Here is a 13,252-nt window from a genome sequence, read left to right as displayed (position 1 = left end):
CGATGACCCTCACCGCCACCGACGAGCTGCTCGCCTTCGACCGCGAGCACCTCTGGCACCCCTACACCTCGATGACCGAGCCCACCCCGGTCCGCCTGGTGACGGCGGCCCGCGGGTGCGAACTCGAGGTCGACGGTCGCTGGGTCGTCGACGGGATGTCGTCGTGGTGGTCGGCCATCCACGGCTACCGGCACCCGGTCCTCGACGCCGCGCTCGCGGAGCAGGCCGGCCGGTTCAGCCACGTGATGTTCGGCGGGCTCACCCACACGCCCGCGGTCGAGCTGGGCCGGCGGCTGGTCGCGATCACGCCGGCCCCCCTCGAGCGGGTGTTCCTCGCCGACTCCGGCTCGGTGTCGGTCGAGGTCGCGCTCAAGATGGTGCTGCAGTACCAGCGCGGTCGCGGCCGGCCCGGGCGTACCCGGATGCTCACCGTCCTCGGCGGCTACCACGGCGACACCTTCGACTGCATGAGTGTCACGGACCCGGTCGGCGGCATGCACGCGATGTGGCAGGGACTGCTGCCCGACCAGGTCTTCGGACCGCGACCCCCGGCGTACGACGCCGACGCGGCCACGATCTCCTCCTGGGCGGCCGAGCTGCGTGAGCTCGCCGCGCGGCATGCGCACGAGCTCGCGGGCGTCATCGTGGAGCCGCTGCTGCAGGGCGCCGGCGGCATGCACCCCTATCCCGCCGCGTGCCTGCGGGTCTTCCGCGAGATCGCCGACGAGCACGGACTGCTGCTGGTCTTCGACGAGATCGCGACCGGCTTCGGGCGCACCGGGCACCTGTTCGTCAGCGAGCTCGTCACACCGGACCTCCTCTGTGTCGGCAAGGCGCTGACCGGCGGCTACCTCACGCTGGCGGCCGTGCTGACCACGGACGAGGTGGCGCGCGGGATCTCCACGAGCGAATCGGGCGTGCTCATGCACGGGCCGACGTTCATGGGCAACCCGCTGGCCTGCTCGGTCGCGAGCGCGTCGATCGACCTGCTGCTCTCCGGCGACTGGGCGGGCCGGGTCGGCACGATCGGCGAGCGACTTGCGTCCGGGCTGGCCCCGCTGCGCTCGGCACCGGGCGTGAGCGACGTGCGGACCATCGGCGCGGTCGGCGTCGTCCGTCTCGACCACCCGGTCGACGTCGTCGCGGCCACCGACGCCGCGCTGGCGGCGGGCGTGTGGCTGCGGCCGTTCCGCGATCTCGTCTACGCGATGCCGCCGTACGTGGCCGAGCCCGACGCGATCGACCGCCTGCTCGGCGGCATCACCGCGGCGGTGGCCGCCGGATGAGCGCCTGGGAGAGCTGGCTGGCCGCCGAGGCCGCCGCGCGCGAGGCCGCGGGACTGACCCGCCGGCTGCGGCCGCGGACCGCCGGGGACACGACGATCGATCTCGCAGGCAACGACTACCTCGGACTGGCGCGCGATGCCGACGTGTGCCGGGCCGCCGCGGACGCTGCGCTGGTCTGGGGTGCCGGCGCCGGCGCCTCGCGGCTGGTCACCGGCACGCTGAGACTCCACGACGAGCTCGAGACCGAGCTGGCGGCGTACCTCGGGCAGCCGGCTGCGCTCGTCTTCTCGACGGGCTACCACGCCAACCTCGCCGTCGTGACCGCGCTCGCCGACCGCACCACCCGGGTGCTCTCCGACGCGCACATCCACGCCTCGCTGGTCGACGCTGTCCGGCTCTCCCGCGCGCGGCTGAGCGTCGTGCCGCACAGCGACGTCGCGGCGGTGCGATCCGGCCTGGTCGCCGCCGCGGTCGCCGGAGAACGCACCCTGGTCCTGGCCGAGTCGGTCTACTCCGTGCTCGGCGACGCCGCACCGCTGGTCGAGCTGGCCGCGCTCTGCGCGGAGTACGACGCCCTCCTGGTCGTCGACGAGGCGCACGGCCTGGGCGTGCACGGACCCGGGCTCGTCGCGACGTCGGGTCTCGCGGGACTCCCCCACGTGGTGGTCACGGCGACCCTGTCGAAGTCGCTCGGCGCCCAGGGGGGTGCCGTCCTGGGCCCGGTCGCGCTGCGCGAGCACCTGGTCAACCGGGCGCGGCCGTTCATCTTCGACACGGGCCTGGCGCCGGCGCCGGCCGCGGGTGCGCTGGCGGCGCTCCGCGCCCTGCGCGCCCGGCCCACGCTGGGGGCGACGGTGCGGACCCGCATCGCCGGGCTGGCCGACGCGCTCGGCGTCGTCGCGCCCGCCGGGGCTGTGCTGTCGGTCCCGATGTCGTCGCCCCAGGCCGCGGTCGCCGCCCAGGCCGCCGCGGCGGATGCGGGGCTGCGGGTGGGCTGCTTCCGACCGCCGTCGGTCCCCGACGGCATCTCGCGACTGCGGATCACCGCCGGCGCCGGCGTACCGGACGACGACTGGGCGCGAGCCCTGGCGGTGCTCGCCGCCCTCGTGAAGGAGCACCAGTGACCCGCGTCGTCGTCGTGACCGGGACGGACACCGGCGTCGGAAAGACCATCGCCACCGCGACCCTCGCCGCCCGCGCACTCGCCGCCGGGGAGCGGGTGCTGGTCGTGAAGCCGGTACAGACCGGCATCGGCCCGGACAGCCCCGAGCCGGCCGACGTGGACACGGTCTCGGCGCTGGCTGCCGTCGACGTCCAGGAGCTCGCGCGACTGCGCGAGCCGCTCGCCCCCGACACCGCCGCCCGCCTCCAGGGCGTGTCGATCCCGACCGTGCGCGAGCACGTCACCCGGATCCGGGAGCTGCTTCCGGCGTACGACCGGGTGATCGTCGAGGGCGCCGGCGGCCTGCTGGTGCGCCTCGACGCGGAGGGCGGCACCCTCCTCGACCTCGCCCGCGACCTCACCTTCGCACTGCGGCGAGCGGAGGGATCGCCCGTGGAGGTGGTCGTCGTGTGCCGAGCCGGTCTCGGCACCCTCAACCACACCGAGCTGACCGTCACCGCCCTGCGCGCGGTCCAGGTCGAGCCCGCCGGCCTGATCATCGGCAGCTGGCCCGCGGAGCCGGGCGTCGCCGAGACCTGCAACCGCACGGACCTGCCCCGCGTCACCGGTGTCCCGCTGCTCGCCGTCCTCCCGGCGGGCGCCGGCGCGCTCGCCCCGGAGGCGTTCGGCGCGGCCGCGCCGACCTGGTTCGTCTGAGCCCGGATCCAGGCTGAGCCTGGATCCACGCCGGCGTCACCAGAGCGGCGGGCGGCGATCCCTCCACGGCGCGGCGGCCTCGACCTGGGCGGCGAGCGAGATCAGCAGCTCCTCCTCGGCGGGACGGGCGGCGAGCATGACGCCGACCGGGAGCCCCTCGGGGGTCTGGTGGAGCGGCAGCGAGACGGCCGGCATGCCGGTGACGTTCCAGGCCGAGGTCCACGGCGTGAACCGCTTCTGGGCCTCGAAGTCGGCGGCCGGGTCCGCGTCGTCGCGCAGCGCCCCCACGGGGAGGGGCGGGGTGGCGAGGGTCGGCGTGAGCACGATGTCGTACGGCGCCAGGGCCACCAGCGCGTCGGCCGCATAGCGGCGCATCGCCCCGAGCGCCAGGCCGAACTCCGGTCCCGACACCGCCTCGCCGCGCTCGCCGAGCCAGCGGGTCAGCGGCCGGATCCGCCGGCGCTGCTCGGGCTCCAGCGGCACGGTGGACAGCGCGGTGAGGACCGCCCAGCAGGTCTCGAAGACGCCGACCGCCTCGGGCGGCAGCGGGACGGGCACGTCCTCGACCGCGTGGCCGAGCGAGGCGAGCAGCCGGGTCGCGTCGTCGTACGCGCGCTGGACCTCGGGGTGCACCTCGGCCTCCGCGATCACCGGCGTGTCGAAGCAGGCGATCCGCAGCCGACCGGGATCGCGCCCGGCCGCGGAGAGGAAGGTGCCGGCCGGCTCCGGTGCCCAGGCGGGGTCGCCCGCGCGACGGCCGGCGAGGACGTCGAGGAGGGCGGCGGCGTCGGCCACGGTGCGGGCGATCGGACCCGCGACGGCCAGCCCGACCGGGTCGCCGTACATCGGGAAGCCGCTGATCCGGCCCCTGGTCGGCTTGAGCCCGACCAGGCCGCAGCAGGACGCGGGGATCCGGATCGACCCGCCGCCGTCGGAGCCCTGGGCGACCGGGACCAGGCCGGCCGCGACCGCCGCGGCCGCGCCGCCGGACGAGCCGCCCGCCATCCGCGTGGTGTCCCACGGCGTGACGGCCGGCGGGCGACCCTCCGGCTCGGTGTAGCAGGGCGAGCCGAACTCCGGGGTGCTGGTCTTGCCGAGGCTGACCATCCCCGCGCCCTCGATCGCCAGCGTGACACCGTCGGAGATCTCGGGGACGTAGCCGGCGAAGGCGGGCGACCCGAAGGAGGTGGGGACGCCGCGGGTCAGGTTGAGGTCCTTGATCGCGGTCGGTACGCCGGCCAGCGGAGATGCGCCGTCGCCCACCGGCCCCACCGCCGCGACCTCGCGGGCCCGGTGCCGCGCGGCATCGGGGTCGAGGTGCACGAACGCGCCGTCGACGTACTCCTGCGGGAGACGCGCGGCGCGTTCGAGGTAGTGCTCGGTGAGCTCGACGGGGCTGATCTCGCCGGTGCGGATCAGCGCCCCCTGCTCCAGGGCGGTCAGGTCGTGGAGTTCGGCCACGCCCCGAGGCTATCCAGCCTCAGGCGGCGGTGACCGCGGGGGTGAACTCGGTGAGGCGGGCGAGGGCGTCGAGGAGCTTGGTCCGGACCTCGGCGTCGGTCGTGGGGTCGACGTCGATCGCCGACTGCGAGACCGTGACGTCCTCGACCACGAGGGCGCCGGCGATGCCGGCCGAGCGGGCGGTGTCGCCGTGGGCCCACTTGCCGCCGTACGGCGTCGGGGTGGCGCCGATGACGCCGAACGGCTTGCCCACGATCGCGCCGGCACCGTAGGGCCGCGAGAGCCAGTCGATGGCGTTGTTGAGGACGGCCGGCATGGTGCCGTTGTACTCGGGGGTCACCGCGAGCACACGGTCCGCGGAGGCGACCCGGTCGCGCAGGGCGCGGGCGGTCGCGGGGGCGCCCGCGCCGTCCGGGCCGTCGAGGTCCTCGTTGTAGAACGGGATCTGGTCGAGGCCGTCGACGATGTCGAGGGTGACGCCGGCGGGCGACTCGTCGCGCAGGATCTCGGCGATCCTGCGGTTGACGGAGCCGGCCCGCAGGCTTCCGACGAGGACGGCGACGTGGGTGGTCGGGGTGTCAGTCATGACAGGCGAAACGGACCGTGGTCCGCTTGTATTCCGCCGCTCGGCAGTTTTTCTCCGGACCCGGGCACCCGCCTCGCCTGGCTCACGGAACCCGGGCGGTCGTCGGTGCGAACGCCTAGGGTTGACGGACCATGTCGCGACCCCTCCCACTGCTCACCGGCGCGCCGCCCGCCGAGCGCGCCGACGCGGCGCGCAACCGGGCGGCGCTGCTGGAAGCGGCGGCCGAGCTGATGGCCGGTTGCGGGGTCGCGGCGCTGACCATGGACGCCGTGGCCACCCGCGCGGGAGTCGGCAAGGGCACGGTGTTCCGGCGCTTCGGCAGCCGGGAGGGCCTGATGGCCTCACTGCTCAACCACCGCGAGGCGGAGTGGCAGGCCGGGGTGATCAGCGGGCCGCCGCCCCTCGGCCCGGGCGCGGACCCGCTCGACCGGTTGCTCGCTTTCGGTGCGTCCCGGCTGCGGCTGCACCGCGACCAGGCCGCGCTGATCGAGGCGGCCGGGGCCGTCTGGGGCGAGAACCACGCGGTGCTCGGCTTCGCCGCCCTGCACGTGCGCCTGTTGCTGGCCGAGCTCGGCGTCGAGGGCGATCTGCGCTATCTCGCCACCGCCCTCATCGCGCCGCTCGGCGTCCCGGTGCTGCGCCAGCAGATCGACCACGGCCAGATGACCGAAGCGCAGGTCCTCGATGGCTGGACCGAGCTGGTCCGCCGCGTGGTGTGACCCTCACCTGCCCTCAGCCCGCACCTGGTGCGGGCCGAGGGCAGGTCAAGCGCCTCTCGCCGGGCAGCGGGGGCAGCTTCGGGGCGCTCCGGTCCAGCCGCGGCGCTGGAGCACCCGGGCGACCCAGAGCGCGGTCCGGCACGGATCGCCGAACACCAGGCCGTAGGTGACCCGGAGCGTTATGGCGTCGCTGGTCGCGACCTCCGCCAGGTCGCGCCGGGCGTCGTCGTCGCGGGCTCGGGCGCCGTCGTGGTACGCGCGGCCGTCGAGCTCGATCACGACGCCGTACTCCTCGTGCCGGAGGTCCTGATCGGTCCGGCTCCCGGTGGCGCGGCTGATGTGCTGGCGCCGACCGCCCGGCAGGCCGTGGGCACGCTCGACCAGATGGAGGTAGCCGCGCTCGAGCACCGAGCAGGCGCCCTGCTCGAGATCGTCGATCATGCCGGCGACGAGGGCGCGGCGGGTGACCTTGACCCGTTCGGCGAGGGCGGCCCGCAGCATGCGGGGCACGACCTCGCGCGTGAAGCAGGCCCGGGTGAGGGCGGCGTACGCGCCCGCGACGTCGTCCGCCCGGATCCGGGCCTCCAGCACGTCGATGGTCGCGTGCGGCGGCACCATCCGAGGCGGACGCCGACGCCAGTCGACCCGGGACGCCAGGTGCGCGCTGCGGTGGACCACCACCCCGGCGATCGGGCGCAGGGTGCGGTCGGGACCGACGCACACGTGGATCATCGACGGCTCGCCGCCCGGCATCGCGGACTCGTGGGACAGCGCGGCCGGGGCGTAGGCGAACAGCGCCACCCACTCACGCTGGCGCCTGGTCAGGACACCGGTGTGGTCGACGTACACGCCGGGCTCGACCTGGCGCAGCTCTCGGCGCCGGGTCATCCGGGCGATGTCGTGATCGGTGCCGCCGAGGTCGAGGAGCTGCCCGCGGGTCACCACGCCGTCCTGCTCGCGGCGCAGGATGACCTCGAGTCGCGGGTCGGAGAAGTCGAGGTGGCGTGGCATGGTCGCATGCTGGCACCGACGAGCACTCCACTCCAGCGGGTACCGGCCTACCTGTGGACAACCCGCCCGACGAGCCATTCGACCTGCGCTCAGCACGCAGCTGGTGCGGGCCGGGAGCAGGTGTCAGCTCCGGTGGCGACGCAGCAGGCCGTAGGTGAGGCTGTCGGCCAGCGCCTCCCACGAGGCCTCGATGACGTTGGCGCCGACGCCCACGGTCACCCAGGTCGACGCACCGTCCGTGGTCTCGATCAGCACCCGGGTGATCGCGTCGGTGCCGTGCCCCTGGTCGAGGATGCGGACCTTGAAGTCGATCAGCTCGAACTGCGCGATCTCGGGGTAGGCCTGCTCGATCGCCGCGCGCAGCGCCTGGTCGAGCGCGTTGACCGGGCCGTTGCCCTCGCCCGTGACGACATAGCGCACGCCGGCGGCCGTGAGCTTCACGGTCGCCTCGGAGACCGCCTCCTCGCCCGGTGCGGCATGGGTGAGGGTCTCGGTGATCACCCGCCAGCTCTCGACGTCGAAGTACGACGGCCGCCGGCCGTCCACCTCCTCGGCGAGCAGCAGCTCGAAGGAGGCGTCTGCGGCCTCGAAGGTGTAGCCGCGGGACTCCAGCTCCTTGACCCGGCCCGTCACCCGGGTGACCAGCTCCGGGTTGTCGGAGAGGTCGAAGCCGAGCTCCTTGCCCTTGAGCTCGATGGTCGCGCGACCGGCCATGTCGGAGACCAGCAGTCGCATGTCGTTGCCGACACCCGCCGGGTCCATGTGCTGGTAGAGGTCCGGGTCGACCTTGATCGCGCTGGCGTGCAGTCCCGCCTTGTGGGCGAAGGCCGAGGCGCCGACGTACGGCTGGCGGGCGGCCGGCGGGACGTTGGTCACCTCGGCGACCGCGTGGGCGATCCGGGTCGCCTCGCGCAGCAGGCCCGGCGGCAGCACCTGCCGGTCGAGCTTGAGCTCGAGGTTGGCGACGACATTGATCAGGTCGGCGTTGCCGGTGCGCTCGCCGTAGCCGTTGATGCAGCCCTGCACGTGCGTCGCGCCGGCGTCGACGGCGGCCAGCGTGTTGGCGACGGCCAGGCCGGTGTCGTTGTGGCAGTGGATGCCGACCCGGACCTGGGCGTTCTCGACGACGTCGTGCACCACGTCGGACACCCAGCCCGGCAGCATCCCGCCGTTGGTGTCGCAGAGCGCGATCACGTCCGCGCCCGCGTCGTACGCCGTCCGGAGCACCTCGAGCGCGTAGGACCGGTCAAGGCGGTAGCCGTCGAAGAAGTGCTCGGCGTCGAGGAAGACCTGCTGCCCCTCGGCGCGCAGGTGGCCGACGGTGTCGCGGATCATCGCGAGGTTCTCCTCGGGCGTGGTCCGCAGCGCCTTCTCGACGTGGCCCACGTGCGACTTCGCGACCAGGGTCACCACGCCGGCGCCGCTGTCGCGCAGCGCCGCGACCTGCGGGTCGTCGGCCGCCAGCAGGCCCGCGCGCCGGGTGGAGCCGAAGGCCGCGAGGCGCGCGTGCTCGAGGTCGAGCTCGAGCGCCGCGCGGCGGAAGAACTCGGTGTCCTTCGGGTTCGCTCCCGGCCAGCCACCCTCGATGTACCCCACGCCGAGCCCGTCCAGGTGCCGCGCGATCGCGAGCTTGTCCGCCACGGTCGGGTTGAGCCCCTCCTGCTGCATGCCGTCGCGCAGGGTCGTGTCGTAGACGTGGAAGGAGCCGTGCAGGTCCAGAGGAAGGTCGCGCTGCTGGGTCATCGGGGTCTCTCGGGTGAGGGGGCCGGGCAAAACAAAAGCCTCCTGGGAACAGGAGGCCGGCGCGTCTGACGGGGTCAGACGCGCTAGGTAATGATCGTGGCGAGCGTGGTCACGCGGTTCATTCTGCCACGATCGCGAGACGGACGTCTCAGAGTCCGAACGGCCCGCCGGTCCAGGGCACCCAGTTGACGCCACTGCCGGCGGCGAGCGCGCCCAGGCCCCCGGCGACCGCGAGCAGCATGGCGCAGGTGAGCAGCCACGGCACCGGGCGCCGCGACAGCGGGTCGAGGGCCCGGGAGACCGGGAGGCGGAACCGGGTGCTGCCCGGGCCCGACCACAGGGCGAGCCCGAGCGTCGTGCCGCAGGCCAGCAGGGTGCTCGGGACGTCGAGCTGGAGGGCGTAGCCGAGCAGGCCGGCCGCAACGCCCAGACCGGCGCTCCAGGTCACCAGGACGAGGGTGCCGGTCACGCCACGGAGGAGATGCCACGGACTGGTGGTGAGCCAGCGCAGGCCGTCGTACCACTTGACCCCGCGGACGGTACGCCGCTCGGCGACCGCCGACGTCGCCAGCGAGCCGGCGCGCAGCAGCCATACCGCGAGCACGACCACCACGGTCGCCACCCACGGAGCGGCCGCGAAGCCCGCGCCGAGACCCAGCGCACCGAGGCCGACGGCGACCCAGCGCCGGATCCGCTCGGCGAGCGGCGGCCGCGGCTGCGGGGCGAACGGGTGCTCGGGATCCCACGCCTGGTCGAACTGCTCCTCCAGCCGGGTCATCGCGGCAGCGGGCGGCGGCGGGGGCAGCGCCGGCTGCGGAGGCGCCGGGGATGGCGGGGTTGACGGGGTTGACGGGGTTGGCGGGGTCGGCGGTGCGAGGCCCGACGGCAGCGGCGTCGGCGGGGTGACCTCGGTCGGCAGCGCGCGGGTGCCGGGGACCCGCGACTCCGGCACCGTCGGCGGCGTGACCGGGCCGGGCTCGACCGGGGCGTCCGCCTGCCCCGCCAGCGCCAGCGGCAGCGTGAAGTCGTCGGCCGCGGGGGCGGCCGCGGCGAAGAGCGCACCCGGCGGCGGAGCGGCCGGCAGGTCGGGCCGGGTGCTCAGCGGGCGCAGCCAGGCCAGCAGCTCCTCGAGCAGCGGCCGCTCCAGCGGCTCCGGGTCGAGGGCGGCGGCCAGCACCTCGGCGAGAGGGCTCTCGATGCCGCTCAGGTCGTGCTGCCCGCGACGGGTGCGGTCCATGACGGCCATCGCCGGCCCGCGGCCGTACGGCGCCCGGCCGCTCGCGGCGTACGCGACCGTCGCCGCCCAGGCGTGCACGTCGGCGGCGGGAGTCGCCTCGTCGCCGTACAGGATCTCGGGAGCGAGGTAGCCCGGCGTGCCGAGCAGCCAGCCGGTCTGGGTGAGCCGGATGTCGTCGGCGACGCGGGCGAGCCCGAAGTCGATCAGGATGGGGGTGCGTCCCTCCATGAGCACGTTGCCCGGCTTGACGTCGCGGTGCAGCACCCCGGCGCCGTGCACCGCCGCCAATCCCTCCGCGAGACAACCCGCCAGCCACAGCAGGTCGCGGCCGACGATCGGGCCCTCGGCCGCCACGTGGCCGTGCAGGGAGAGTCCCGGCACATAGCGGGTGACGACATAGGGCACGTCGGCCCACGGGTCGGCGTCGAGCATCTCCGCGACCCAGGGGCTGCGCACCCGGGTCAGCGAGCCGACCTCACGGGCCAGCCGGTGCCGCGCCTCCTGGTCGCCGACGATCTGCGGGCGCAGCACCTTGAGCGCGACCCGCTGCCCGTCGGGGCCCTGAGCGAGGTGGACGATGCCCATCCCGCCCTCGCCGAGCCGGGTCAGCAACGCATAGCGACCCACCTGCGTGGGCGCGCTGCTCTCGGGGCGGATCGTCACACCGCGAGGCTACCCGCGAGCGTCGAGCTCGGCGATCAGGCGCTTCGGGGCGACGCGCCGGTACGACGCATCGGCCAGCTCGGCGATCTCCGCCCAGTCGACGCCGGGGCCGGCGAGGTCGATCGCGCGCCCGCCGTAGGGACCGTAGTAGGCGGGCACGAAGAAGCGCTCGTCCTCGTCGAGGGCTGGCAGGTCGACCGCGTCGGGAGTGAAGATGAACGCGCTCGGCACCATCCGGCGCTCTCCCGACCGGATCTTCTCACTGCCGCCGAAGGCCGCGAAGATCTTGCCCGCGCGAAACGTCGGCCGGCCATGGCTGATCCTCTCCTCGGCGCCCGGCAGGGCCAGGCAGATCGCCCGGAGCTCGGCGAGCCCCGGGTCGTCGTCGGAGAACATGATCGGGTGCGCCACCGGTCCAGTATCGGCCCGGCACCGCGGTCCCTGCCACCGGCACCCCGCCCGGGCCGCCGTCTCAGCGCAGCCGGCCGGCGCGGTACTCGGCGACGAAGCTCTCGATCGCCCGGTTCGCCTCGCGCAGCCCGCTGCCCGTCTCGCGGCGGTACTGCTTCACCGCGTGCACCACCTGCTCGGCGCGGATGAACCCCAGCACCTCGTCCGAGGGGCGGAGCGGCCCGGGTGTCGGGGTGCCCGCCGTCGCGACGGGGTACGGCGAGGTGTGCCCGGCCTGCGCGTAGAGCCAGTTGACGTGCTCTTCGAGCTTGGCGATGCGCGCTTCCAGGTAGGAGTCCATGGCCCGACCCTACGGAGTCGCCGGCGGGCGGGCCGGGAGCACATGGCGCTCCACGCCGTCGGTGACGACGGTGGCGGACGCGCCGACCGTGGCTGATCCGCTCCTCGGCGTCAGGCAGATCTCCCGGAGGTCGGAGAGCCCCGGATCGTCGTTGCTGAACACGATCGGGGTGCCATGGGCCCACCCCGTCAGTCGAGCAGTGCGCCGGGGCGGATCGCCACCTCGAACGGCACCGTGGCGGTCCAGGTCTGGTCGGCCGCGACATCGGCGATCTCGACGTACCGACCCTCACGCAGCTCCCAGGCGACCAGCCGGAGCTCCGTCGGATCGACGATCCAGTACGCCGGCACGCCCGCCCGCTCGTAGCGGCTGAACTTCGTGGTCAGGTCGTAGAGGCGGTTGGACGGGGAGAGCACCTCCACCGTGAGCAGCGGGACGCCCTCGAAGTAGCGGTCCGGCACCCGCGGCGTGACGAACACGTCGGGCTCGACCCACGTGATGTCGTCGATGATGGCGCCGCCCGGACCCTGGAGCGCCCAGAGCCCCGGCGGCGCGGCGTCGTTGAGCACCTGCCACAGGCGCGAGGCGATGTAGACGTGTCGCAGGTCAGCGGGCGCCAACGCGATCAGCATCCCGTCGATGAGCTCGTAGCGCGGGGTCGGCCCCTCCCCGTCCGGCTCGTCGGGCAGGTCGAACAGGTCGGCGACCGTGACCGGTCCCCGCGGCGCCCAGCCGAGCTCTGCCTCCAGCGTCACATCCACCATCGTGCCCCATCCTCCCGAGCGATGCCATGGAGTGAGCGTGGCACGACCGTCCGTCACCGGCAGGACCTCTCCACAGGCTCCGGCCGGGTCGGTCCGATGCCGATCAGGAGATGCGGTGCATCCAGCCGAACGTGTCGTCGGCCCGGCCGAGCTGGACGTCGACCAGCGCCTGCCGGATCCGCATCGTGAGGTCCTGGCCGGCGGGCGCGGCGGTCTCGCCGCCCTCCCACTTGAGCGCGCCGACCGGCGTCACCACGGCGGCGGTGCCGCAGGCGAAGATCTCGGTGATCCGGCCGCTGGCCACTCCCTCGCGCCACTCGTCGATGCCGAACCGCCGCTCGGTGACGTGGTGGCCCATCTTGCCGGCCAGCTCGATGATCGAGGAGCGGGTGATGCCCTCGAGGATCGTGCCGGTCTCGGGGGTGACGATCGAGCCGTCGTCGAACACGAAGTACATGTTCATCCCGCCGAGCTCCTCGACGTACCTGCCCTCCTGGGCGTCGAGGAAGACGACCTGGTCGCAACCCTGGGCGGAGGCCTCCTGCTGGGCGACCAGGGAGGAGGCGTAGTTGCCGCCGGTCTTGGCCGCGCCCATGCCGCCGCGACCGGCCCGGGTGTATTCCTCGGTGAGCCACAGCGTGACCGGCTTGACGCCGCCCTTGAAGTAGGCGCCGGCCGGGCTGGCGATCACCATGAAGGTGACGTGCTGCGCCGGGCGCACGCCGAGGAACGTCTCGGAGGCGAACATGAACGGGCGCAGGTAGAGGCTCTTCTCGCCGCCGTCGGGATTGCCGGGGACCCAGCGGGCGTCGACCTTGACGAGCTCCTCGACGGCCTGGATGAAGTCGGGCACCTCCAGCACCGGCAGCGCTAGGCGGTGGCTGGAGCGGATCATCCGCTCGGCGTTGGCCTCGGGCCGGAACAGCCACAGCGAGTCGTCGTCGTGACGGTAGGCCTTCATGCCCTCGAAGGTCTCCTGCGCGTAGTGCAGGACCGCGGCGGCGGGGTCGAGCGTGATCGGGCCGTAGGGCGTGATCCGCGCGTCGTACCAACCCTGCTCGGGGGTCCACTCGACCGTGAGCATGTGGTCGGAGAAGTGCGAACCGAAGCCGGGGTTGGCCAGGATCTCCGCGAGGCGGGAGTCGTCGGTCGGGTTCGCAGAGAGGGTCGTCGTGATCTGCATGGTCATCAGGTTAGTCCTCGTTAACGCGG

Annotated in this window: 13 protein-coding genes; 4 read left to right on the top strand and 9 right to left on the bottom strand. The window is 74.0% G+C overall.

Features of this window, described 5'->3' with window-relative positions:
• Positions 1-2 precede the first annotated feature (2 nt).
• From RB608_RS01905 to bioD, 3 genes are read left to right on the top strand one after another with little or no spacing between them, the layout of a single operon-like run.
• On the top strand, positions 3-1,286 hold the full coding sequence (locus tag RB608_RS01905) for an adenosylmethionine--8-amino-7-oxononanoate transaminase (RefSeq protein ID WP_308086084.1): 1,284 nt from the start codon (positions 3-5) through the stop codon (positions 1,284-1,286).
• Complete coding sequence (locus tag RB608_RS01900) at positions 1,283-2,410, top strand: 8-amino-7-oxononanoate synthase (RefSeq protein ID WP_308086083.1); 1,128 nt, start codon at positions 1,283-1,285, stop codon at positions 2,408-2,410. The genes RB608_RS01905 and RB608_RS01900 overlap by 4 nt, the downstream gene beginning before the upstream one ends.
• A complete protein-coding gene (gene bioD / locus RB608_RS01895) occupies positions 2,407-3,105 on the top strand; it encodes a dethiobiotin synthase (protein WP_308086082.1) in 699 nt (232 codons plus the stop codon). The genes RB608_RS01900 and bioD overlap by 4 nt, the downstream gene beginning before the upstream one ends.
• A 36-nt stretch (positions 3,106-3,141) precedes the next feature.
• Here bioD and RB608_RS01890 read toward each other — a convergent pair whose 3' ends face one another.
• A complete protein-coding gene (locus tag RB608_RS01890) occupies positions 3,142-4,566 on the bottom strand; it encodes an amidase (protein ID WP_308086081.1) in 1,425 nt (474 codons plus the stop codon).
• A gap of 19 nt (positions 4,567-4,585) precedes the next feature.
• Positions 4,586-5,152: an NAD(P)H-dependent oxidoreductase gene (locus tag RB608_RS01885; protein ID WP_308086080.1), complete on the bottom strand. Its 567-nt coding sequence runs from the start codon at positions 5,150-5,152 to the stop codon at positions 4,586-4,588.
• Between the two features lie 131 nt (positions 5,153-5,283).
• Here RB608_RS01885 and RB608_RS01880 point away from each other — a divergent pair, with 131 nt between their 5' ends.
• A complete protein-coding gene (locus tag RB608_RS01880; RefSeq protein ID WP_308086079.1) occupies positions 5,284-5,871 on the top strand; it encodes a TetR/AcrR family transcriptional regulator in 588 nt (195 codons plus the stop codon).
• Positions 5,872-5,916: 45 nt separating this feature from the next.
• Here RB608_RS01880 and RB608_RS01875 read toward each other — a convergent pair whose 3' ends face one another.
• The 7 genes from RB608_RS01875 to RB608_RS01845 form a co-directional block, all read right to left on the bottom strand.
• On the bottom strand, positions 5,917-6,882 hold the full coding sequence (locus RB608_RS01875) for a hypothetical protein (RefSeq protein WP_308086078.1): 966 nt from the start codon (positions 6,880-6,882) through the stop codon (positions 5,917-5,919).
• Positions 6,883-7,005: 123 nt separating this feature from the next.
• Positions 7,006-8,625, bottom strand: a complete 1,620-nt coding sequence (cimA, locus tag RB608_RS01870; RefSeq protein ID WP_308086077.1) for a citramalate synthase — start codon at positions 8,623-8,625, stop codon at positions 7,006-7,008.
• Between the two features lie 148 nt (positions 8,626-8,773).
• A complete protein-coding gene (locus RB608_RS01865; RefSeq protein WP_308086076.1) occupies positions 8,774-10,525 on the bottom strand; it encodes a serine/threonine-protein kinase in 1,752 nt (583 codons plus the stop codon).
• A gap of 9 nt (positions 10,526-10,534) precedes the next feature.
• Positions 10,535-10,936, bottom strand: coding sequence for an MmcQ/YjbR family DNA-binding protein (locus tag RB608_RS01860; RefSeq protein WP_308086075.1), 402 nt, complete (start codon positions 10,934-10,936; stop codon positions 10,535-10,537).
• A 61-nt stretch (positions 10,937-10,997) separates the two neighbouring features.
• Entirely contained in the window at positions 10,998-11,276 is a 279-nt protein-coding gene (locus tag RB608_RS01855) for a hypothetical protein (RefSeq protein WP_308086074.1), read from the bottom strand.
• 188 nt (positions 11,277-11,464) lie between these two features.
• Positions 11,465-12,040, bottom strand: a complete 576-nt coding sequence (locus RB608_RS01850) for a Uma2 family endonuclease (RefSeq protein WP_308086073.1) — start codon at positions 12,038-12,040, stop codon at positions 11,465-11,467.
• A gap of 103 nt (positions 12,041-12,143) precedes the next feature.
• The gene (locus RB608_RS01845; RefSeq protein WP_308086248.1) at positions 12,144-13,223 is read right to left on the bottom strand and encodes a branched-chain amino acid aminotransferase; all 1,080 of its coding nucleotides are present in this window, start codon (positions 13,221-13,223) and stop codon (positions 12,144-12,146) included.
• Positions 13,224-13,252: the final 29 nt, after the last annotated feature.

Origin of the sequence: Nocardioides sp. LHD-245, assembly GCF_030929495.1 — a bacterium.
Taxonomy (GTDB): domain Bacteria; phylum Actinomycetota; class Actinomycetes; order Propionibacteriales; family Nocardioidaceae; genus Nocardioides.
The sequence above is the reverse complement of the archived record's forward strand: the minus strand, read 5'-3'. Positions and strand labels throughout refer to the sequence as shown.